The sequence below is a fragment of the Gardnerella rara genome (assembly GCF_055452355.1).
Map to the genome: position 1 here is coordinate 215917 of NZ_JBVBJP010000001.1, position 22552 is coordinate 238468.

A 22552-nucleotide genomic window follows, 5' to 3' on the forward strand; every position below is an offset into this window, starting at 1 on the left:
AGAATCAGACCTCCATAATTTCCTTCTGCTTGCCTTCCAGCAAGGTATCTAAGGAATCGGTAACCTGCTTAGTTACCTTATCTAGCTCTTTTTGCAAGCGATCGCCTTCGTCTTCGCCAATTTCGCCATCTTTTACAGACTTGTCAATGGTCTCCTTAGCTTTACGGCGAATGTTTCTAACAGCAACCTTGCCTTCTTCGGCCTTAGTCTTAGCAAGCTTTACGTATTCTTTGCGACGATCTTCTGTAAGCTCTGGCATTGTAATGCGAATAACATTGCCATCTCTATTAGGGCTAACACCTAAATCAGAATCGCGGATAGCCTTTTCTACTGCGTTTGCTTGCGATGCGTCAAAAGGAGTAACAGAAAGAGTTCTAGGCTCTGGAACACCAATGGATGCTACGGCCTTAATAGGAGTAGGAGCGCCATAGTAATCAACCATAATGCCATTAAGAAGAGCAGGATTAGCTCGACCAGTCCTAATGCCCATAAAGTTTTCTTTTGTAGCTTCAACAGACTTGTTCATTTGTTCAAGAGCCTGATCAATAATAGCTGGCATATGTTCTCCTTTATTGGTATTAGTTTTGCCAATTAAAATTCTATTTATAAATTTTGTGTTTGTTAAATTATTACCTAATTTGCATTTTTTATTTATTATGTTTGATTAATTAAGCAAATGTAGGCTCTTCGTTGGAAACCAAAGTTCCTATTTGATCTCCCACTAATGCGCGAGTAACGTTTCCTTCTCCTTCGAGACCAAACACGCGAATCTTTTGGTTGTTATCTCGAGCCATAGAAAGCGCAGAAGCGTCCATAACTGCAAGACCATCAACAATCGCGCGATTGTAATTAAGAGTTAAGAATTTTTTAGCATTAGGGTCTTTACGAGGATCTGCGCTATAAACGCCATCAACGCCATTCTTTCCCATTAAAACTTCGTTACAATGAATCTCTAGAGAACGCTGAATAGAAACGGTATCGGTTGAGAAATAAGGCATTCCAGCACCAGCGCCAAAAATAACAACTCGGCCTTTTTCTAAATGGCGAATCGCCTTAAGCGGAATATAAGGCTCAGCCACCTGACCCATGGTAATAGCAGTTTGAACGCGAGTTGCCTGACCTGCTTGCTCAAGAAAATCTTGAAGAGCCAAGCAATTCATAACAGTTCCGAGCATTCCCATATAATCGCCGCGGCTACGGTCAATGCCTGCTTGCTGAAGTTCTGCCCCGCGGAAGAAGTTTCCACCACCAACAACAATTGCAACCTGCACCCCATTTTGTACAGCTTTTACAATTTCTCCAGCAATTCTACGAATAACATGAGTATCTATACCAACGGCGCCACCGCCAAATGCTTCTCCCGAGAGCTTTAACAAAACTCTACGAGACTTGCTTTCCTCCGCTTGTGCGATAGTCATAAAACTTTCCTCCAGTCATAACGGCGAACGCAAGCATATCTTTGTTATAATATCTTTCAATAACGACACAGCAAAACACGATTTTGCTAAGATTTTGTGCGATTTTTGTCTTGCAACGATTTGCAACGATTTATATACGATTTTCATACGTTTTATGTATGCTAAGTCATATTTTGTTTAAAAGAATAAAAAATAGCGCAATAGGAGGAATCAACCTATTGCGCTATAGATTCATGAATTAATCTAAAAATTAAGATTAATCATGCTTTTTAATTGTTTTATCTTGGTTAGTATTTTGACTATCATCTAGATTCTCATCACCAGTTTCTAAATGATGCTCATCGTATCCTTGCAAGTAACGAGTACGACGCCAATGATGAATAGAAGCGTTTGTACCGCGGTGATGCACGTGGTACTTTCTAGGAGTTCCGCCATGTGGCAGCTCCTTAACTTCTTTTGCAACAGCAATCTGATTCACGTTAGAAGGATCCATAATTGCAATTGGCGCAACAGGTTCTGGCTCAGTCGGAGCTGCAGTTCTGCTACTAAGCTTTGATGGAAGCCACTCGGCAAACCAAGAAAGCGCCCAGCAAATCAAAAAGTATACAACTGCCGCAACAGTCAAAGTTTGCAAAATGTTAAAGTACATTGATCCAAGTCGTCTAGACTCTTGAAGCAAATCAGTGTACATAATTATGGAACCTAATGCCGTATCTTTTAACACAACTACAAGCTGAGTTACAGCTGCTGGAAGCATTGCGATTATTGCCTGCGGCATTTCGATTTGAGTTAAGGACTGATATTGCGAAAGTCCAAGAGCTAAAGATGCTTCGCGCTGACCGTTAGGAAGATTTCCAACGCCAGAACGAACCAACTCTGCAACAACAGAACCGTTGTACAAAATCAAAGATAAAACAACAGCCCAATAAGAAGCTCCGCTTATTCCAGCAAATGCAAATCCTCGCCAAAGGAAAATCATAAGCAAAAGCACTGGAACAGCTCTACAAAACTCAACAACTATTGCAGATATGCTGCGAAGAATAAGGCTAGGCAACAACCTTAAAAGACCAAACAAAAGTCCAAAAAGTATTGAGCCAACAACAGCAAGAAGTGATGCTTTAAGAGTCATCCATAATCCTGGAAGATAAAAATCACTCCAGGCTTCCGATTCAACTGCAGGATTCCACAAAGCCCACGAAAGCTGATTCTCGCCTTCTGGCGGATTACTAAGTCTTAAAAGCAAAGCCACAACAAAAAGCGCAAACACAACGCATGCAACAATATTTGCAATACGAATCTTCTTTAAAGCCTTTGGCCCAGGAGCGTCAAATAACAGAGATTTTTCTTGTTCTTTTGCCATTTTTATCACCTTCTAACCGCAAGCTTATTAGACAAATAAGTAGTGAAAATACCGATTGGAATAATCAGCACAATGTATCCACACGCAAAAATCAAAAAGATTGGAACAATTAAATCTGCATGCCTCTCAATCATCTCACTCATAAGAGTAGATGTTTCGGTAGCAACAGATGCAGCTGCGGCAACAGTGGAATTTTTAAGCAAAGCAATAAAAGTGTTTCCAAGAGGAGCCACAGATCCGCAGAAAGTTTGCGGCAAAATAACATTAAAAGCCGATTGGAAGAAGTTAAGACCAAGTGCCCTACAAGCTTCCGCTTGACCCAAAGGTACTGTATTTAAACCAGATCTTAACGATTCGCAAACAAATGCAGCAGTGTAAAAACTCAAGCCAGCGATTGCAAGCCAGAAGAAGTTTACGCTAAAAATCGGCGAAAAACCAAGTTTTAGCTGAGCGTACACGCCTAGAACCATAAACACCATGATTATAGTTAGAGGCATATTCTTAAAGAACTCAACGTATGCCGTTGCAACAAATCGAAGCGAGTGTATTGGGCAAATCCTCATCATAACTAAAATCACGCCAAGAACTGTGGAGAATAGAATGCTCCACAAGGTGATTTCAATATTTACCAAGAACGCTCCTGGAATATTGTATGAGGTAAATAATTGCACAAAGTCTTGCATTTTACTCCTCCCCTTCATTTGGTACTGGCGGATTATACTTTGCGTTTGGCTTAAAGCCAGTTCCGCGCATATTATCGTCTAAAGCCCTTTTCCATGAACCGTTTTTAATCATGTCTTTAAGAGCAGCATTAATTCGCTTAGCAAGCTTAGTATTGCCTTTTTTAATGCCAATACCATAGTGCTCTTCGGTAAATGGTTTGCTAACAAGCTTTAGCCTTCCGCGCGAAGCCGTAGCAAGACCAGCAAGAATAATGTCGTCTGTAGTAACAGCGTCTACAATTCCCGAGAATAATGCGGTTGCGCACTCTGCGTAGCCTGGCTGCTGCATAAGTTGTACCTTTGAAGAGAACTTCTCTTTAACAACTATTGCAGATGTTGAACCAGTTACTGAGCATAAACGCTTTCCATCTAAATCATTTGGACCAGTTACCCTATGCTCATCTTTGCGAACCAATAAATCTTGACCTGCAATAAAGTATGGTCCTGCAAAAGAAACAGTGTTCTTTCTTGCGTCTGTTATGGAATACGTTGCAACAATCATATCTACGTCGCCATTTTGAAGCATTGCCTCGCGCTGTTTTGAAGGCGATTCCTTCCAAACAATTCTATCTTCGGAGTAACCAAGCTTTTTGGCAACGTACTTTGCAACATCTACATCAAAACCAACGTAGGTTCCAGACTTTTTAAAGCCAAGACCAGGCTGATCAAACTTAATACCAATGCGTATTACATCGTTGCGACTATTTTGACTGCAAGCGCTAAGAGGGAGAACGCAACACAATGCGCAAATCATAGATAAAATTGCGCGATATATATGCCTTAATCCCAGCTTGCAACGCTTACACTTAAGCGCAATATTGTGTAAATATTTCATAGCTACCTCTTAAAGATTTAAAAATCGATATTAATAATCTAAATTAATGAGTCAAAATCTTTGAAAGGAAGTCTTTTGCCCTGTCTGTCTTTGGATTTTCAAAGAACTCTTCTGGCGTATTTTGCTCAAGAATTCGGCCATCTGCCATAAACACGATTTTATCTGCTGCTTTACGAGCAAATCCCATTTCGTGCGTTACGCAAATCATGGTCATTCCCTCTTTAGCAAGCTCCACCATAACGTCTAGAACTTCGTTAACCATTTCTGGGTCTAGTGCAGATGTAGGCTCATCAAAAAGCATAACCTTTGGATGCATTGCAAGCGCGCGAGCAATTGCCACGCGCTGTTGCTGGCCGCCAGAAAGTTGAGATGGCATTTTATTTGCCTGATTATCAACGCCTACTCTAGCCAGAAGATCCATTGCTAAGCTTTCTGCTTCTTGCTGTTCCATATGGCGAACCTTAATAGGAGCAAGCGTAACGTTTTCTAGAATCGTTTTGTTTGCAAAAAGATTAAAGGACTGGAACACCATTCCAACTTCTGCACGCAATGCTGCAAGTTCTTTTCCCTCTTGAGGAAGCGGCTTGCCGTCAATGCGAATATCTCCAGAATCGATTGTTTCAAGACGATTAATCGTCCTGCACATTGTTGATTTACCAGAGCCAGAAGGCCCAATAATAACAAGCACTTCGCCTTTATTAACCGTTAAGTTAATATCTTTCAAAACGTGAAGCTTGCCATAATGTTTTTCAACATGGCTAAGTTCCACTAAAGGCTGTGCTGATTTTTTTGTATTGTTTACTTTAGTATCCATAAAAAGGATTCTAATGTTCTTGTGTTACATGCGTTTATCGTAATAGTTACTTTTAAACACCTCTAAAGTTACGAAAAACATTAAAAATGATACAAAAATGTTAATTTTACTTAAAAAAATGCCGTTAAGCCTTGATTTTGGTTTAATTAACCAAATTGCTTAACGGCATGTATGAATATTAATTCTTTTTTAACGTTTTAAACTACTCGTCTTCTTCTGGATCGTAGTCAACGCCAGTTTCCGCGCGCTGCTCAGCGGAGATTGGCGCTGGAGCACCCGTTAGAGGATCGCGACCGCCGCCAGCCTTAGGGAATGCGATTACGTCGCGAATCGAGCTTGCGCCTGCCAAAATTGCAGCAGTACGATCCCAGCCCAAAGCAATACCAGCGTGAGGTGGGGCGCCGTACTTAAAGGCCTCAAGCAAGAATCCAAACTTTTCTTCTGCTTCCGCTTTGTCGATTCCAAGAACGTCAAGCACGCGGTCTTGAATATCGTCGCGATGAATACGAACGGAGCCACCGCCCATCTCGTTACCGTTGCAAACAATGTCGTAAGAATCGCTCATTGCATGCTCTGGGTCTTTATCGAACTTGTCAATCCAATCAGCGGAAGGCATTGTAAATGGATGATGCATAGAAGTCCACTTAGAATGACCAACTGCAACATCATCATCGTCTGGATCATCTGTGCGCTTAAACAATGGGAAGTCAACAACCCAAGTAAAAGCAAACTCGTCTGGGTGAAGCAATCCTGCGCGGCTTGCAAGTTCTACGCGAACAGCACCGAGCAAAAGCTGGGAAGATTCACGGCCTCCTGCTGCAAAGAACACAGCGTCGCCATCTTGCGCTCCAACAGCTTCCTTAAGACCTGCGCGTTCTTCTTCGCTAAGATTCTTAGCAACAGGGCCTTTAAGCTCACCATCTTCACCAAAGACTACATAAGCCAATCCCTTAGCTCCGCGCTGCTTAGCCCAATCCTGCCAAGCGTCAAACTGACGACGAGGTGTATCTGCGCCGCCCTTAAAGAGCACAGCACCAACATAAGGAGCTTGGAACACGCGGAATGGAGTGTTCTTAAAGAAGTCAGTCAACTCAATAAGTGGGTTGCCAAAACGCAAATCTGGCTTATCGGAACCGTACTTATCCATAGCTTCTTGCCAAGTGATTCGAGGCAAAGGAAGAGTGATTTCGTGGCCTGCTTCCTTCCAAATAGCAGCAATAACGCGCTCTGCCATAGCCATAACATCTTCTTGGCTTGCAAAGCTCATTTCCATATCTAGCTGAGTGAACTCAGGCTGACGATCTGCGCGGAAGTCTTCATCGCGGTAGCAGCGAGCAAGCTGATAGTAGCGCTCAACACCAGAAACCATAAGCAACTGCTTTAAGAGCTGAGGAGACTGTGGAAGTGCGTACCAAGAGCCTGGAACCAAGCGTGCTGGAACAACAAAATCGCGAGCGCCTTCTGGAGTGGACTTAATAAATGTTGGTGTTTCTACCTCTGTAAAGTCCATATCTTCCAAAGCGTGACGAGCTGCCTTAGCCATGTTAGAACGAAGCTTTAGATTGTGCTGCATAGATGGACGGCGCAAATCAAGGTAACGATACTTTAAACGAACGTCTTCGCTAGGTAGCTTATTTTCGGACTCGTTTTCCAAAGCTGTAGAAACCTGGAATGGAAGAGCATCGGACTTAGCGAGAATCGTTACATTATTTGCAACAATTTCGATTTTTCCAGTTGCAAGATGGTCATTTTCGTTGCCATCTGGGCGAAGACGAACCTCTCCACTAACTTGCACAACAAATTCGCTACGCAATGGTCGCGCAACTTCTTCGTCGTAAATAACAACCTGCACTAAGCCTGTGTTGTCGCGAACGTCTACGAAGGCAACGCCGCCGTGATCACGACGACGATCAACCCAACCAGCAATGGTTACGTTTTGTCCAACTAAGGTCTCAGTCACTTCAACGGCATGGTGTGTGCGATACGCCGTCTGGCTCATAAGTCCACTTCCTCTGTTTTGAATAATTGTATTAATTTTTGTTTTGACTTTAATAGTTTACCGCATGAATCGCGCGTTCAAATATTTAAATTGCAAAAAGTAAATTGAAAAATTTAAATTGCAATTATTGAGCGCAAGAAACAGTCTGACGGGCATAAACAGTATCTGGTTGCCAAGACGTGGAGTCTGCAATCTCTTGATTGCCCGTAATTATGTTCTTTACTTCATCATGCGAAGAGCTGGAATCTGTACTATCTGCTGGGAACCAAACATAAGGAATACCCAACTTGTCTGCATACTTGATTTGCTTTCCAAGCTTTGCGGCAGTTGGAGAAACATCTGCTGCGATTCCTCTGGAGCGAAGATTTTGAGCAATTTGGTTGCATGCTGGTCTATCTTGCTCATTCCAAACTGCAACAAGCACGGCCGCAGGCGAAACGCGCGAAACCGTAGCGCCAGCCGTGTGAAGCATATAAGAAAGTAAGCGCGAAAGTCCTATAGAAAGACCTACGCCTGGATATTTTTTGTTTCCCTGAGAAACAAGATTGTCGTAGCGACCGCCAGAGCAGATTGATCCAAGGGATTCAGCACCGTCTAAGAACGTTTCATAAACGGAGCCAGTGTAGTAATCCAAGCCACGCGCAATCTTTAAATCTGCAACAACAGAGCCTGGTCGAATTTTTGCAGCATCGTCCACAATCATCGCAAGCGTTTCTACGCCTTCGATTGCTAGAGAGTAAGAGTCATTGCTGCTTTCCATAGAAATATTGTGTTTTTCGCACAAATCGTTGAATCGAGCCTTTAACTCTTCGCCAGTATTTGCGCTAAGTTCCGCCAACTCTAGGCATGCTGCAGCTTGAGAATCTGTAGCTTTGCATTCCTTTACAAGAAGCTTTGCAACCTCTTGAGCGCCAATTTTGTCTAATTTATCGATTTCTCGAAGAACACCTTCAATATCGCTTAGGCCAATGCCCCTGTAAAAACCTTCGGAAAGCTTGCGATTATTCGCATGAACGGTGGCTTTAGGAAGACCAAATTCACGCAAACGCTCAAGGGCTTCTACCATAACAAGCGGAAGCTCTACCTCATAGTGGGATGGCAAGTCGCCATTTCCTACAACGTCAATATCTGCTTGAACAAACTCACGGAATCTGCCTTCTTGTGGGCGCTCGCCACGCCAAACTTTTTGCATCTGCCAACGCTTGAATGGAAATGCTAAGTCGCCAGTATGTTCAACAACATATCTGCTAAGAGGAACTGTTAAATCAAAGTGCAGCCCAATGCGATTTTCAACTGGAGTGTCGCTTTCGTGACCAACTTCTTGCAGCCTAGACAAAAGATATATTTCTTTGCTAGTTTCGCCTTTTTTCAACAGGCTTGATCCCTGCTCAACAGCACGAGTTTCAATGCCTATAAAACCGTTTAATTCAAATACTTCCCTTAATGTGTCCATAACACGCTGCTCAACAGCGCGCTCACTTGGAAGCCACTCTGGAAAACCAGATATTGATGAGCCTTGTACCATGTCCACTATAATAGGTTATGTTACGGAAAAATCATGGCATACCGTCATACTTATTCGTAACACTATTACCGTGCATATGCTCTAAGGAGTCGTCCCGTGACCGAACAGACTAAACCTGTAGAAACTACTAAACAAACTACCCCAAAGCCGCATGCGCCGTCGCCTGCAAGTTTTGCAAATAAAGCTCGCGTTGTTGCTGCCGTGCCTGCTATTTCGTATAGCGAAGAAGATGTTAAAACCGCTAAAACCTTTGGGCGTGTTGATGAAAATGGAAATGTGTATGTTCGCACAGAAGAAGGCGAGCGAGAAGTAGGACAATACTCCACTGGCACTCAAGAAGACGCTTTGACTTTCTACGTTCATCGTTATCTTGACTTAAAAATTAAGCTTGATCTTTTTGAAAAAAGACTTGACTCTTCTAACGTTAGACCAAAGGAAATTGATGAGACTTTGGCTACTTTAGACGCAGAACTTAAGGAGCCATCAGTTGTTGGCGATCTTGCTGCTTTGAATGCACGACACGCCGAGCTGAAGACTAAGGCTGCTGCTAAGAAAGAAGAACTTGCTAAGGCTCGTAAAGATGAGCTTGAGAAGGCTCTTAAGGATCGTACAGCTATTGTTGAGCAGGCAGAAGCACTTGTTGCACAAATGGGCGATTCTACAAATTGGCGCTCGCTTTCCGATAAGCTCCGCTCCTTGTTCGATAAGTGGCAGCAGCATCAGCGCACAACAATTCATTTAAATAAGGCAGATGCCGATGCTCTTTGGCAGCGTTTTTCTAAGGCTCGCTCCGCATTCTCGCAGGCTCGCTCCGCTTGGGTAAAGGCACGAGATAATGAGCGAAATAGCGCTAAAGAGATTAAGGAAGAAATTATAAAAGAAGCGGAAAGCCTAAAGGAATCTACTCAATGGCGCGAAACTTCAATGAAGTTTAACGCTTTGATGGATCGTTGGAAGAAGGCTGGAAACGCTGGACGTCAGCACGACGACGAGTTGTGGGCTAAGTTCCGCGAGGCTGCAGATGCGTTCTATCATGCTCGTCAAGAAGATAGAGAAAAGATGAACGCTGGCGAAAAAGAGAATCTTAGCAAGAAGGAAGCTTTGCTCGCTAAGGCAGAAGCTCTTCTTCCTGTTAAAGATGAAGAAGCTGCTAAGAGCGCTAGGGCTGCACTTTCTGCAATTCAAGAAGAATGGGACAAAATCGGCTTTGTTCCGCGCGAAGATATGCGCAGAATTGAAGCTCGCCTAAACGATGTAGATAAAAAGATTAAGGCTGTTGAAGATGCTGCTTGGAAGGATGCAGACCCAGAAGCAGATGCACGTAAGTCTAGTTTTGCTACACAATTAAAGGCTCAGCTCGAAGAGCTTGACTATAAGATTGCAAGCGAAAAAGATGCAAAGCGCAAGGCTAAGCTCCAGGCAGAAAAGGCCACTAAGGAACAGTGGCTTAATGCTATTAAATAATCAGCAATTTAACTGATTTAGCAATTTAACTGATTCAGCAATTTAACTGATTTGAGGCCGCTTGATAAAAAGTCAAGTGGCCTCATTTTTATGGATTCTACGCTTATTTAATCAAATCTTTAGCGAGCTTAACAAAAGTGCTAGCAAGTTGAGTTTTAGATAATTTACCATCTTCATCTAAAACAGCTGGCCTTCCACTTTCACCTATCTCCCTAATGCTTGTATCTAATGGAATTTGAGCTAGAAGAGGAATATTTGCGTTTAATGCTTTGCAAAGCTGATTACTCACGCGTTTACCGCCGCCTGAACCAAAGATTTCTAAGCGTGTTCCGTTGTTTTCAAACCAACTCATGTTTTCTACAACACCACGCACATTAACTGGAATTTGTAACGCCATAAGCCCAGCCCTAACTGCAACATCTGAAGCACTAGGTTGAGGGGTTGTAACAACAACAAGCTCCACATTTGGCAATGATTGCGCAACAGCTAAGGCCATATCTCCTGTTCCTGGAGCCAAATCTAAAAGAAGAACATCGGGGTCTGCCCACCAAACGTCGCAAAGAAATTGTTCCAAAGAACGCTGCAAACGAGGCCCTCTCCACAAAATCGCACGATCTGTTCCAGCAAACATGCCAATGGAAATTAGTTTTACTCCCCATGCCTCAACAGGCATAAGCATGCCGTTTAAATTAGTAGGCTGAGTTGTAACGCCAAACATTTTGGGTATTGAAAACCCATAAACGTCTGCATCGATTACGGCTGTTTTGTAGCCTAGAGAAGCAAAAGTCGCAGCTAAATTAGCGGTTATAGAAGATTTTCCAACTCCGCCCTTTCCCGATGCAATAGCAAAAATCCTTGTTTTAACGCCATTTTTGTTAAATGGATTTTCTTTACGCTCTTCTTTTAAATCCGAAACAAGCTTTGCGAGCTTATCTTTACTCATTGCTTTTACGTTTACGGTTGGAATAAGCTTTGCGTTTGGATATTTTTCTACAGCATTCTGAACTCTTTGCGTAATAACCTGGGCTAATGGGCAGTCTGGAACAGTAAGCTCAATATCAATAGAAACATTGTAAATTTGGTTACTATTTGATTTGATTTCTTGCTTAACTGCGTGCACTCCAGTTACCATGTTTAGTTCGGTAACAGATTTGCCCAATTCTGGGTCAATCACACTCCCCAATAAATCGTAAATACGTGTTTCGAGTTCAGTAACGTTACACATTTTATGATTCACTTTAAATCAAGCTGAGTTTTACTGTTTAAAGCTGCATCAACGCTACCAGTATTTAGCAAAATCTTAAATTGATTTTCATCTAGCATAGGCAACCCCAAATCCTTGGCTTTAGTTGCTTTAGATCCAGCGTTTAATCCAACAACAACGCAATACGTATTCTTGCTAACAGAAGAAGCTGCTTTCCCTCCTCTAGATATTATTGCTTCTTTAGCGGAATCTCTTGTAAAGTCTTCTAAAGATCCCGTAACAACAACGGTTTTCCCTACAAGCGTTTGCTCAAGATTGATTGTAGAAGAATTAGAATTGCCAACAACTCCAGCTTCTTTCCATTTTCTTAAAACCTCACTACGCCAATCTTGAGGATCTTTTGATTTTTTAAACCAATCGTAAACAGCTTGAGCAATCTCTGGTCCAACTCCGTCAATCATAGTTAAATCTTCAATAGTCGCGTTTGAAATATTCTCAATAGAACCAAAGCTTGATGCTATTGCGCGCGCAGTTGGAGGGCCGAGCCTGCGAATAGAAAGAGCAACTAGAACACGCCAGAGCTCTGCCGATTTACCTTTTTGAGATATCTCTTCTAGCATGCTTCTAGTTGTTTCACTTGGACGCGTATATTCGGGAACACTTATTGTTGCAAAAACGTCATTCTTATGAATTTTCTTTTCGACTAACTTTGTTACACAAGCATCTATTGGAACCTCAAACATTGGGTAGTCAGGATTTAAAGACTCATTAAGCTCTTTGCTGTTAGATTCATCATTTGACTTTCGCTTAGTAGCTTCTAAAGGTCTAGTCCAAAACGCGGAAACTTGTTTCCAAAGTCCGCTCCCGCCAATCTTTTTAGTTTTTTTCTTTAATTTACCGTCTTTGCCTTTTTCTTTCCATTCTTCAACAAGAGGAATTTCCTTCCAAACTTTAACGTTTTGCAAATCTTTAGCACTAATGCTAAAAATATCCGCTTCGCTTGTAAGAACAGGCGTTTGAGGTTGAGGAAGATTGTAATTGGGCTCTGAAACAATCTCTGGAATTGAACACCCTTTCTCAACAACAATCTTATCGGTATATGGTCTATACACTTTAGATGTTACTGGCCTAGAATCTTCTGGGTTTGTAAGAGCTAGAGCAGATGCTTCTCCAAGATTTTCAATGTCGAAAGCATGCCTTGAAGCCAAGTTAATTATGCGCTCAGTTAGCTGAGCTGGGCAATTTTCTACATTAGGGCATCGAATGTCTTTATCGCCTTCTTTTGCTGGAGCTAGCTTCGTTCCGCACGACGGGCAATATTCTGGCATAACAAACTTGCGCAATTGCTGCTCTTTACCGCTTCTAGCTTTAATAACTGGGCCTACCAATTCTGGAATAACATCTCCAGCTTTTCTAACAACTACAGTGTCTCCTATTAGAACGCCTTTATGTTCAACTTCGTAAGGATTGTGTAGCGTTGTACGAGATATTGTGGAACCAGCAACTGTTACGGGTTCCAATACGGCCACAGGAGTAACTCTACCCGTTCTTCCAACTTGAACAACAATATCTTTTAGAAGAGTGTTAACTTCTTCTGGAGGATATTTGTAGGCAATCGCCCAGCGAGGAGCTCTAGAAGTTGCTCCTAGTTTTCTTTGCAAAGCGCGATCGTCTACTTTTACTACAATTCCATCTAATGCGTGAATAATATCGTTTCTATGCTCGCCATAATAGTCAATCATCTCTTGTATTTGATTAAAAGACTCGACTTTACGCGTGTATGGAGAAACAGGTATTCCCCATTTTTTGTATAGATTATATGCGTCGGACTGGTTGAAGGACGTTTGATCATGCAGGTTAGATTCGTCATTGCTTTTGGCTACATCCTTCCACCTTAGTTCTCCCAACCCATGCGCTATAAAACTCAAACGCCTTGTAGCTGTAATTCTAGGATCTTTTTGCCTTAAAGAGCCAGCAGCTGCGTTTCTTGGGTTTGCAAAAGGTGCTTTACCTAAATCTTCTTGCTCAATGTTTAGTTTTCTAAAATCCGCCCACTTCATAAACACTTCGCCGCGGATTTCAACAAATTCTGGAATGTCATCCAAATTTTCGCACGTAAGCTGAGTTGGAATTTCGTCAATCGTTCTTACGTTTAGCGATATATCTTCTCCAGTAACGCCGTCTCCCCTAGTTAAGCCTTGTTCAAGAGTGCCATTTCGGTAAATAAGGTTTAGTGCAAGACCGTCGATTTTTACTTCGCAAGTCATTGGTAACGGCTTATTTTCTGGCCATTGTAAATCGCGAATAATTCCTTCGTACCAAGATTTTAATTCATCAATTGAAAAAACATCATCCAAGCTCATCATTCTTGAAGGATGACGAACTGGCGCAAAATCGTTAGAGAAAGTGCCGCCAACTCTGTGCGTTGGCGATTGCGGAGTATCTAAAACTGGAAACGCTGCTTCAAGAGCGCTTAGAACCCGCATTCTTGCGTCATAAGCCGCATCGGAGCTTGTTGGAGAATCGTCAACATAATATGCAATTTGATCGGATTGAGCCCATGCTGCCAATTTAGCCCATAATCTTGCAGCTTGTTCGGTTGTTAAAAGCGAAGGATCTAGTTTAGACAATTGTATTGCATCTGCATCGGAAGGCTCTAGTTTAGTAATCCAATTGTTAAAATCTGTGTTTGAATTGAAGCCAGCTAAAACGCTAGTTTTACTAGTGTTGACGGTGTTGCTAGTGTTATTTAATTGATCTTCACTTGAACTTGAACTTGAATTGCTTGAATTGTTCAAATTGTCAAAATCGTCAAAAAGAGACAGTTGAGCGCCATTTGAGCCTTGTGTCAAATCGCTACTAGATGCAGTCATTAGTGTTCCCTTCAAAGCGTTTTAATCCATTTTATAGTCTATTTAGCAAGAATCTAATCAAGCGTTAAGAGATCGCAAAAATTGCATTTGAACAACACTTTCGGCAGAACCATTTCTAAACAACATTCTTGCTCTAGCTACAGAAAGCGTTCGAGCAATAACAAACATTCCCTCATTAACCGTAATTTTTGCAGCATCATCAATAATTCCATAAGCCTTAATATCTGGCCATTTTGCCACATTGTTGATTCTTAGCACTTCTTCTACCTGTTGCATATCTTTTGGCACAGCAATGCACTGAGATTGCATACGACTTAGAAGCTCTGAAAGTTCAAATTCAAGCGATTCATTTTTTTCGCTAAACAGACTATCCGCAATTTTGTACGCCGCAACAGCAAGAGGAAAATTGTCTTGCATCCACTCGGCGTAAGCCAGCTTGTAGTAGATAAATGCAGCGTCTTCCCTATCAAAACACACTTGTAAAGCGTTTAAGCATACAGCCTCTACCGAAGGCCAATCTTCTTGATTAGATAATTGAGAAGCCAGCTTTAAATGAGAGATAACATACGTAGGAGCATAAGAAACCATTGTGTTCAAATGCTTTAACGCTTCTTTATGTCTTCCTAGCTGTTCAAGCAAATCAGCTATTTCCATATGAGCATAAAAAAGTCCATCTGGTATAAGACGCATTTGCTCATTTTGCGTTGCAAATAAACGATTATAAACAACACGCTCCGCATAAGAGTTAAAGTATCTTGGAACAACATCTCCAGAAGCAAAAATCTCATCAAAATGCTTTATGTTGTTCTCGTATTCTTCGATTGCGCTATTTAAATCTTCGCTCACAAATTGTTCGTGTGCATGCATACGCATGTTGTAAATATCTTTTGACGCCTTAAACGATATTTCTGGTATTTCTTTTTCGTCTATTAAAGCGCTTATTACAAGGTTGGACTGATCGTTTAGCTCTGGATCATTAATGCTTTCAATAACATCCATTGCCATTCGAGCTTTTTCTGCATTCGTTAATATTTCTTTAGACGCTATGTGATTAAAATCTGCAACAGCTTGCTGTAGAACATCTTCACGCTGAATTGAAAGACCTTTTGCATCTTGAGTTGCCAATATTTCTTGCGATTTTGCGTCGAAAATTACATCGGAAAACTCTGGCTCCTCTTGAGCGCCATGCGGAGCAAAGCAGCTGTCTCGTAAATCAAAGTTTGGATTAATCTGATTTAACGCGCCATTTTCGTCAATTTTAAATGTTGCATTGAATTTTTTATATGCTTCAATAGGATTGTTTAAGCCGTTTGCACGTATGTGTTTTAAGAACGACTTTCTAGTAAAAGTAACAGTCAGCAAAGGTATAATCGAAGGGGATTTACTAAATGCTTCCAGCGGATCTTCGTTTTTATTGTCTGGAGTATTGTCGAAAGCATTGGCTGAAGTATTATCGGCATTATTATCCGCGCTATTAGCAGAATTATTATCCGCGCTAATATCTGCGTTAGATCCTAAATTAGAAAAATTACTATTAACGTCTCCATGAATATCCCCATCTTTTGGGTCACCTTTTGACCTTGCTGCATTCTTATTCATGTGATTTAAAGCGTTAATTGTTTGGCTTAACATACGGTTCATTGCAACATCTTGTGCTGCAATCATTTCTTCTAAGCCAATTGAATCTAAGCGTATAGAAACATTCTGCACTTCTTCGCTAGCGCCAAAAGCAAGAGTTGCCATTATTAATCCAAGACGAAGATTGTAGTTAGTTGTCATCTTAGATTTATTTTTTTCGCTTACTGAAACAAAGTCTTTTTTAATAGAATCATAGGCTCTAGAAGGCATCATTGAGCTACCAGTGGCCATAAATGCAAGCGCAACGTTTCCATCTTCTAGATTCGATCTAAAATCTGCGTCAAACCTAAAAGGCAAGTAAAGGCTTCGAATTAGTTCGGAAAGTCTTTGTCTGTAAGACCATTCGCAATCAGAAGATCCACTTGCCTTGTAAACAAATAAGTCATTAGATTTTCTAGCACGATTAAGCAAATGCATAAGTGGACGAACATTATCATCTTGCAAAGGATTGCCAAAAGAATTCATGTCGATTTCGCCACTTGCGCAAAATGCCGGATTGTTTATAAACGCAAAATCCATTGCGCAAACTTGATTGCACGTTACGCTATTTTCTATTAGATTACCGCCATTAGCGCAGTTTTCTTCTAAGCAGTTGCTAATGGACTGAAACCTGTTTATTGCTCCTTCTATGCGTAAAGCTCTTAAAGCAGACTTTGCTTCTAGAGAGTCTTCCCAAAGAAGAAAGTTTGAGTCTGAGCACTTAGATTTTTGCAAATGAAGCCGTTCGGCTCCGTGCACAGCTTCTAAAGCACCAGCGTTTTCTAATGCTCCAGCGTCTGCCATTAGATATTCAAAATATTCTTCCATTGCAGAAACTCGTAAGCCTGCGTTTTTGGCAGCCTTAGAATCACAAATACTTCGCCTAATGGCTCCAAGTGGCGCTTCTTTTGTAAGACGTCTAAAAATGTTTCCAGAACCAAATCCGCTAAAGGCTAGCAAAATATCTGGAACAAAGAATGATGCAAAGAAAGATATAGCAATTGCATCAAAATAAGTAAGATTGCAACGCAGATTATTTGGCAGTTCTACACGCGTTTCTTCTAGGGTATATGTTTCTTCTTTACTGTTTGCTTTACGAATCCAAGAAGATACCCATTGAATTCCGTCATCTTGAGAAAGCTGAACAACAACATCTCCCTTAATAACAACTAGATTGCCACTTGCTTTATTTTTTAAGCTATTTTTTGCAACATGGCTTGGACTGTGACTTGCGTGAATCGTTTTTTTATTGTTAAAACCGTAGAATCTATTAGAGTCAATAAGAGTCATTGAATTTTGCTCAATAAAAGACAATTCTGGTATGCTTTCTATTGCATCTTCAATAGTTATAGTGTTTCCCCCGTAAACTCTACCTTCTAAATCTGCAACAGCAAGTTGGCGAAAACGCTTGCAATCCCTGCTAAACATTCCAATAGCAATGCCTTGTTTTTTGCCAGAAATCTTAATCCAACCTAATTTTGTTGAACAAGGAATAAGAGGAAAATTGTTAAAAATATGCTTTTTTGAAAATGCTTTAACTTTGATTGACTTTCCTTCTTGCCACAAAGCATCAATAGTATGCAGCACAATCTGCACGCGAGTATTTGCACTATCTGCGTAATTTTCTGCGCTACTTTCTGCGCTATTATCTGTGTTATTATTCGCAGAATCTGCACTATCGCTAGATTGCACTTTGTCTTGCATATTCCTCATTCTTTCGTCTTTTAATGTTGATTTTTGCGCAAACCAACAGTTCAGTCACGTTTAAACGACTTTATACCTACAATGTTTATACACACATTGATTCTTACTCAAACATTTTAAGTATAGCGGATATTGAATCTAAAAACACAGCTTAAGCACGCGTGTTTTATTGTATAACAATCTAAGATACCCGTGTTTATTTGCTCTTAAAACCTACATTTAACGATTATTGTTTTTAATTTTTATGCAAGTTTGCACATGCTCCAGAAATAATCTTGCCTACTCCTTCCATAATCTGGTCTACTGGAGAAGCGGCACGCCAATTTAAGTACAATGAGCGATATGGTTTTGGAGAATTAAACTCGCGAATCGTTAAGCCAGTTGGCTGAACAATAGGCGGAAGGATTGCAAGACGCGGAAGCAGAGTTACATCTTTACTTCCAACAACCATGTATCTTAATGTTTCCAAAGATGTTGCGCAAAATTCCGACTGCTTTGCGCCAACTTTTTGACAAACATCAACCATGCTTCGTCTCATGCAATGGCCATCTTCCAAAAGCAACACTTTTTGACTAGACAATTGAGAAATATCTATTGGAGTACTCTGGTGGCCAAATTCAGAGTTTGTAGACGCCGCTAAAACAAAATCTTCATCAAAAATGTGCTTAACTCTTAGTGTTGACTCGGTTAATCTCTCGCTTAATATTGCAGCATCAATCTGACCACTATGCAGCATTTCTATAAGAGTTGCAGACTTTTCTTCAACAAAACGAACAGTAAAATTAGGCTTAAGTTTACGCAAAACTGGCATTATTCTTGGCATAAGATAAGGGCATAGTGTTGGGAAAACACCCAAAACTACAGTAGACGACCATGGATCTTCTAAGCGTCTTGCTGCTTGATAAATATTGGAAATATCTGCGTGAATGCGATTTGCGTAATACACTACTTCTCTTCCAGCTGGAGTTAAAATTTGTTTTCCAGGTGTACGCTCAATAAGACATACACCTAATAAATCTTCTAACTTTTTAATTTGCGTAGATAAAGTTGGTTGAGAAACATGCATACGTTCAGCAGCCTTTGTAAAACTTTCTTCTTTTGCAAAGGCTATTAAGTATTCAAGCGATTTAATATTCACGTATTCCCCTTATATGTTTCATACATTTTGTTTTATTCTTAAAGTCGTTTTAATTTTGTGGACTTCTAATCAAATAGTCAAAAGCGCTAAGTGCTGCGTTTGCTCCAGATCCATATGCTGTAACAATCTGCTTATAAGGCTCATCCGAGCAATCGCCAGCAGCAAAAATGCCAGGAATATTCGTGCATCCTCTTCTATCTGTTATTATTTCCGCTCGATTGTTAAGACTTAATTTATCTGCAACCCACTTTGTGTTTGGCATTAGTCCAATCTGAACAAACACTCCGTCTGTTTGCAAAACTTTTTCGTTGTTTTTGCTATTTTCTGCTATTTCTTTATTGCGCTCCTTATATTGCACGGCTGTAACCTTTTTGCCATCTCCATCTATTCTACTCATTGCAGCGCTAGTTAATACAGTAGTGTTGGAAAGAGAATTCAAAGTGTTTAGCAATACTTGATCTGCTTTAAGAAAATCCATAAATTCAATAACGGTAACGTGATTTGCAATACCTGCTAAATCAATTGCAGCTTCGACTCCAGAGTTTCCGCCGCCAACAACTACAACGTTTTTGTTTTTAAACAAAGGACCATCACAATGAGGGCAGAATGACACTCCCCTGTTTCGGTAATCATCTTCCCCAGGGATGCCAAGTGTTCTCCAAGTAGCGCCAGTTGCAATAATCACAGCTTTAGCTTTTAGGCTTCCACCAGATTTGGTGTGTATTGTGTGCAAACCATAAGCTTTTTTAGCAATATCTAAAGATGTAGCCCAGTCTGGTGTAAAAACATCAATATTGTACTGTGCAATATGATTTGTTAAATCATTAGCAAGTTGCGCTCCTGTTGTGCGCGCTTGAGAAATGTGGTTTTCTATGCTTTCTGTTTCAACAACTTGCCCGCCTCTATGATCCATAATCATTGCCGTTTTAAGGCCTTTTCTAGCGGTGTATATTGCAGCTGCGCTGGCAGCAGGGCCTCCACCTACAATAAGAACATCGTATGGATTTTTAGAGTTCATTTTCTGTGCCATTAAAGAATCCGCAGAATCCGCAGAATCGCCATTTTTTTCTTGACTGAAAAGAACAGAAACTAATTCGTCTATAGAAGATCTGCCAGAAGAAATCATTTTTCCATTTTCAAAAACAGCAGGAACGCTCATAACACCAAGACTGTCTACCTCATTTTTAAAAGCGCTTCCTTCTACCGAAATATGCTTTACTTTTGGATTAATAATGGAAATAGTGTTAAGAGATTGAACAACTTCTGGGCAGTTGATGCAAGTAACCGACATGTATGTAGTAACATTATGATTTCCAAGCTGCAGAATGGCTTTGCGCTGTTCGTTACTAATTTTTGGAGCATAACCACTTACTTGCAAAAGTGCAAGAACTAAAGAGCTAAATTCATGGCCTAGAGGCAATCCTGCAAAACTTACGGAAACATTATTTTGCGGATTTAAAACTTCAAAGCTTGGTCTTCGATTTGCACTACTTTTATCGCCTTCTATAACGGTGATTTTATTGCTTTGATTTGCTACTTCTTGTAAAAGCTCAATAACTTTTTTAGAATTTTCGTCATTTTCAACGTACGCAACAAGATTAATTGGATTAACCATTTTTTGCAGTAATCCAGCAAGTTGAGTAGTTAAGTTTGAATCCAATAAAGTCATTATTTCCACTTTCTATAGCAAATCAAAGCAACATTAAAATTAAATAGGGTTAGAAATTATGCGATTAAATCACACATAAATCACGCATAAAATCAGATTTTTCCAACCAAATCAATTGATGGAGCAAGTGTTTCTTCTCCCTGCTCCCATTTTGCTGGGCATACTTCGCCTGGGTGAGCTGCAATAAACTGAGCAGCCTTAACCTTGCGAAGCATCTCGTCTGCGTTTCTACCAATTCCGTCTGCAGTCATCTCGTAGAACTGAATGTTTCCCTGAGGGTCTACAAGGAATGTGGCACGGTGAGCTAAGCCAGATTCTTCATTTAAAGCATTAAAGTTTTTAGAAAGTGCGCCATTTGGGTCTCCAAGCATTGTGTACTTGACTTTTGCAATGGCTTTAGAATCGTCATGCCAGGCTTTGTGAACAAAGTGAGTGTCTGTAGAAACAGAGTAAACTTCTACACCTAGCTCTTTAAGCTCTTCGTAGTGATTTGCAAGATCTTCAAGTTCTGTAGGGCAAACAAACGAAAAATCTGCTGGGTAGAAGAAGAATATAGCCCACTTTCCAAGAACATCATTATCGCTTACTTCTACAAATTCACCATTCTTATATCCATTTACTTTAAACGGAAGAATATGTGTACCAATAAGGCTCATAATAACTCCAATCTTTAATCGCTTGTTAAAATCTTTTGATTGCGTTGTTTGCAATACTTTTAGTTAAACGTGTTAAATAGCTTGCTAAGAGTCTGGATTTAACTACATTCTTATAATAGATTATTTATATCAAAAATCATATATCTATAGACAATATCTATGGCTAAAAGGGTGTTGTATCAATATCATTTTTATATTTTATGCTTGATATTTCAACGAAAACAACGCATAAGCAACAAGTAATACAAGATTTACGATTAATGAATGATGGAGCGGACAGCGGGACTCGAACCCGCGGTCTCAACCTTGGCAAGGTTGCGCTTTACCAACTAAGCTATATCCGCAAACAGTTAACCAGTATAAGTCCACTTTTTTAAATATGCAAATTGTGGAATGTCGTAAAAAAAAATTACATATTTGTAACTAAAACCAAAAAAATTATGTAAAATAAGAATGGATTTATTCCAGGTTGTTGGAATAAAAGCAATAGAACAAGGAGGTATCTATGAAGGCTATTGTTGCAACAAAGGATAAGAGGGCTCAAGTCGTAGAAAAGGAACTTCGCCCATTGAAATTTGGTGAAGCCTTACTCGACATGGAATGCTGCGGCGTATGCCATACCGATCTTCACGTTAAGAACCAAGATTTTGGCGATAAAACAGGCGTTGTGCTTGGCCACGAAGGCATTGGTATTGTTAAGGAAGTTGGCCCTGGAGTAACAACGTTAAAGCCAGGCGACCGCGCATCTGTGGCATGGTTCTTTAAGGGCTGCGGACATTGCGAATATTGCACTACTGGTAGGGAAACATTGTGCCGTAGCGTTTTGAACGCAGGCTACACTGCCGATGGCGGCATGTCTCAGGAGTGCATTGTTGCAGCAGATTATGCTGTAAAGGTTCCAGAAGGCTTGGATCCAGCTCCTGCAAGCTCCATCACCTGCGCTGGCGTTACAACCTACAAGGCTATTAAGGAATCTGGTGTACACCCAGGCGAATGGCTTATTCTCTTTGGCCTTGGCGGCCTTGGAAATCTTGCGTTGCAATATGCAAAGAATGTATTTGGTGCGCACGTAATCGCAGTAGACATTAACGACGCTCAGCTTGAATTTGCTAAGGAATATGGCGCAGATTTGTGCGTAAACCCACTTAAGGAAAATGTTCCTGAATTCGCTATGAAGAAGGTGGGCGGCGCTCATGGCGCTGTTGTAACCGCTGTAAGCAAGGCTGCTTTTAACTGCGCAGTTGACTCTGTGCGAGCAGGCGGCACTGTAGCAGCTGTTGGTCTTCCACCAGAAGACATGGAACTTAGCATTCCTCGCCTTGTTCTCGACGGAATCCGCTTGGTTGGATCTCTTGTTGGAACTCGTAAAGATTTGGAAGAAGCATTCCAGTTTGGCGCTGAAGGCAAGGTTGTTCCAAAATGCCACATGCGCAAGATGGAAGACATTAACGACATCTTCGACGAAATGCTTAGCGGTAAGATTCGTGGTCGAATGGTAATTGACCTTTCTCACTGAGTTAAACTAAAAAGAGATAAGTTATAAAATCTAAAAGC

General features: G+C 40.8%; 16 protein-coding genes and 1 tRNA gene. 2 read left to right on the plus strand and 15 right to left on the minus strand.

Annotation, left to right across the window (positions count from 1 at the left end):
• Positions 1 to 4: 4 nt before the first annotated feature.
• The 8 genes from frr to hisS form a co-directional block, all read right to left on the minus strand.
• A complete protein-coding gene (gene frr, locus ACZ0NX_RS00900) occupies positions 5 to 559 on the minus strand; it encodes a ribosome recycling factor (RefSeq protein ID WP_060786697.1) in 555 nt (184 codons plus the stop codon).
• Between the two features lie 109 nt (positions 560 to 668).
• Positions 669 to 1418, minus strand: coding sequence for a UMP kinase (gene pyrH, locus ACZ0NX_RS00905; protein ID WP_060786698.1), 750 nt, complete (start codon positions 1416 to 1418; stop codon positions 669 to 671).
• A gap of 256 nt (positions 1419 to 1674) precedes the next feature.
• On the minus strand, positions 1675 to 2778 hold the full coding sequence (locus ACZ0NX_RS00910; protein WP_464404987.1) for an amino acid ABC transporter permease: 1104 nt from the start codon (positions 2776 to 2778) through the stop codon (positions 1675 to 1677).
• 5 nt (positions 2779 to 2783) lie between these two features.
• Positions 2784 to 3461, minus strand: coding sequence for an amino acid ABC transporter permease (locus tag ACZ0NX_RS00915; protein WP_464404990.1), 678 nt, complete (start codon positions 3459 to 3461; stop codon positions 2784 to 2786).
• 1 nt (position 3462) lies between these two features.
• The gene (locus ACZ0NX_RS00920) at positions 3463 to 4335 is read right to left on the minus strand and encodes a glutamate ABC transporter substrate-binding protein (protein ID WP_464404992.1); all 873 of its coding nucleotides are present in this window, start codon (positions 4333 to 4335) and stop codon (positions 3463 to 3465) included.
• Positions 4336 to 4378: 43 nt separating this feature from the next.
• Positions 4379 to 5149, minus strand: a complete 771-nt coding sequence (locus ACZ0NX_RS00925; protein WP_060786702.1) for an amino acid ABC transporter ATP-binding protein — start codon at positions 5147 to 5149, stop codon at positions 4379 to 4381.
• 202 nt (positions 5150 to 5351) lie between these two features.
• Positions 5352 to 7148 (minus strand): aspartate--tRNA ligase, encoded by a 1797-nt coding sequence (gene aspS, locus ACZ0NX_RS00930; RefSeq protein WP_415688544.1) that lies wholly within the window; start codon positions 7146 to 7148, stop codon positions 5352 to 5354.
• A 124-nt stretch (positions 7149 to 7272) separates the two neighbouring features.
• On the minus strand, positions 7273 to 8673 hold the full coding sequence (gene hisS / locus ACZ0NX_RS00935; protein WP_415688546.1) for a histidine--tRNA ligase: 1401 nt from the start codon (positions 8671 to 8673) through the stop codon (positions 7273 to 7275).
• Positions 8674 to 8769: 96 nt separating this feature from the next.
• Here hisS and ACZ0NX_RS00940 point away from each other — a divergent pair, with 96 nt between their 5' ends.
• Complete coding sequence (locus ACZ0NX_RS00940) at positions 8770 to 10137, plus strand: DUF349 domain-containing protein (RefSeq protein WP_464404994.1); 1368 nt, start codon at positions 8770 to 8772, stop codon at positions 10135 to 10137.
• Positions 10138 to 10240: 103 nt separating this feature from the next.
• Here the strand turns inward: ACZ0NX_RS00940 and ACZ0NX_RS00945 are convergent, their stop codons facing one another.
• From ACZ0NX_RS00945 to ACZ0NX_RS00975, 7 genes are all read right to left on the minus strand, one after another.
• Positions 10241 to 11362, minus strand: a complete 1122-nt coding sequence (locus tag ACZ0NX_RS00945) for an Mrp/NBP35 family ATP-binding protein (protein WP_464404996.1) — start codon at positions 11360 to 11362, stop codon at positions 10241 to 10243.
• Positions 11363 to 11370: 8 nt separating this feature from the next.
• Entirely contained in the window at positions 11371 to 14214 is a 2844-nt protein-coding gene (gene ligA, locus ACZ0NX_RS00950) for an NAD-dependent DNA ligase LigA (RefSeq protein ID WP_464404998.1), read from the minus strand.
• A 57-nt stretch (positions 14215 to 14271) separates the two neighbouring features.
• Positions 14272 to 17535 (minus strand): tetratricopeptide repeat protein, encoded by a 3264-nt coding sequence (locus tag ACZ0NX_RS00955; protein WP_464405000.1) that lies wholly within the window; start codon positions 17533 to 17535, stop codon positions 14272 to 14274.
• A gap of 235 nt (positions 17536 to 17770) precedes the next feature.
• The gene (locus ACZ0NX_RS00960) at positions 17771 to 18673 is read right to left on the minus strand and encodes a LysR substrate-binding domain-containing protein (RefSeq protein ID WP_464405002.1); all 903 of its coding nucleotides are present in this window, start codon (positions 18671 to 18673) and stop codon (positions 17771 to 17773) included.
• 49 nt (positions 18674 to 18722) lie between these two features.
• Positions 18723 to 20342, minus strand: coding sequence for an alkyl hydroperoxide reductase subunit F (ahpF, locus tag ACZ0NX_RS00965; protein WP_464405004.1), 1620 nt, complete (start codon positions 20340 to 20342; stop codon positions 18723 to 18725).
• Positions 20343 to 20434: 92 nt separating this feature from the next.
• Positions 20435 to 20998 carry an alkyl hydroperoxide reductase subunit C gene (gene ahpC, locus ACZ0NX_RS00970; protein ID WP_060786800.1) on the minus strand — a complete coding sequence of 188 codons (564 nt, stop codon included), beginning with the start codon at positions 20996 to 20998 and terminating at the stop codon, positions 20435 to 20437.
• Positions 20999 to 21266: 268 nt separating this feature from the next.
• Positions 21267 to 21342: transfer RNA gene (locus ACZ0NX_RS00975), tRNA-Gly, on the minus strand.
• Positions 21343 to 21503: 161 nt separating this feature from the next.
• On the opposite strand from ACZ0NX_RS00975, the gene adhP reads away from it, so the two are divergent.
• A complete protein-coding gene (adhP, locus tag ACZ0NX_RS00980) occupies positions 21504 to 22514 on the plus strand; it encodes an alcohol dehydrogenase AdhP (RefSeq protein WP_415695912.1) in 1011 nt (336 codons plus the stop codon).
• The last annotated feature ends 38 nt before the right edge of the window (positions 22515 to 22552 follow it).

Bases quoted from the DNA above. Each gene is read 5' to 3' on its own strand.
- frr (WP_060786697.1), bottom strand. From the start codon at position 559: ATGCCAGCTATTATTGATCAGGCTCTTGAACAAATGAACAAGTCTGTT.
- pyrH (WP_060786698.1), bottom strand. From the start codon at position 1,418: ATGACTATCGCACAAGCGGAGGAAAGCAAGTCTCGTAGAGTTTTGTTA.
- ACZ0NX_RS00910 (WP_464404987.1), bottom strand. From the start codon at position 2,778: ATGGCAAAAGAACAAGAAAAATCTCTGTTATTTGACGCTCCTGGGCCA.
- ACZ0NX_RS00915 (WP_464404990.1), bottom strand. From the start codon at position 3,461: ATGCAAGACTTTGTGCAATTATTTACCTCATACAATATTCCAGGAGCG.
- ACZ0NX_RS00920 (WP_464404992.1), bottom strand. From the start codon at position 4,335: ATGAAATATTTACACAATATTGCGCTTAAGTGTAAGCGTTGCAAGCTG.
- ACZ0NX_RS00925 (WP_060786702.1), bottom strand. From the start codon at position 5,149: ATGGATACTAAAGTAAACAATACAAAAAAATCAGCACAGCCTTTAGTG.
- aspS (WP_415688544.1), bottom strand. From the start codon at position 7,148: ATGAGCCAGACGGCGTATCGCACACACCATGCCGTTGAAGTGACTGAG.
- hisS (WP_415688546.1), bottom strand. From the start codon at position 8,673: ATGGTACAAGGCTCATCAATATCTGGTTTTCCAGAGTGGCTTCCAAGT.
- ACZ0NX_RS00945 (WP_464404996.1), bottom strand. From the start codon at position 11,362: ATGTGTAACGTTACTGAACTCGAAACACGTATTTACGATTTATTGGGG.
- ligA (WP_464404998.1), bottom strand. From the start codon at position 14,214: ATGACTGCATCTAGTAGCGATTTGACACAAGGCTCAAATGGCGCTCAA.
- ACZ0NX_RS00955 (WP_464405000.1), bottom strand. From the start codon at position 17,535: ATGCAAGACAAAGTGCAATCTAGCGATAGTGCAGATTCTGCGAATAAT.
- ahpF (WP_464405004.1), bottom strand. From the start codon at position 20,342: ATGACTTTATTGGATTCAAACTTAACTACTCAACTTGCTGGATTACTG.
- ahpC (WP_060786800.1), bottom strand. From the start codon at position 20,998: ATGAGCCTTATTGGTACACATATTCTTCCGTTTAAAGTAAATGGATAT.
- adhP (WP_415695912.1), top strand. From the start codon at position 21,504: ATGAAGGCTATTGTTGCAACAAAGGATAAGAGGGCTCAAGTCGTAGAA.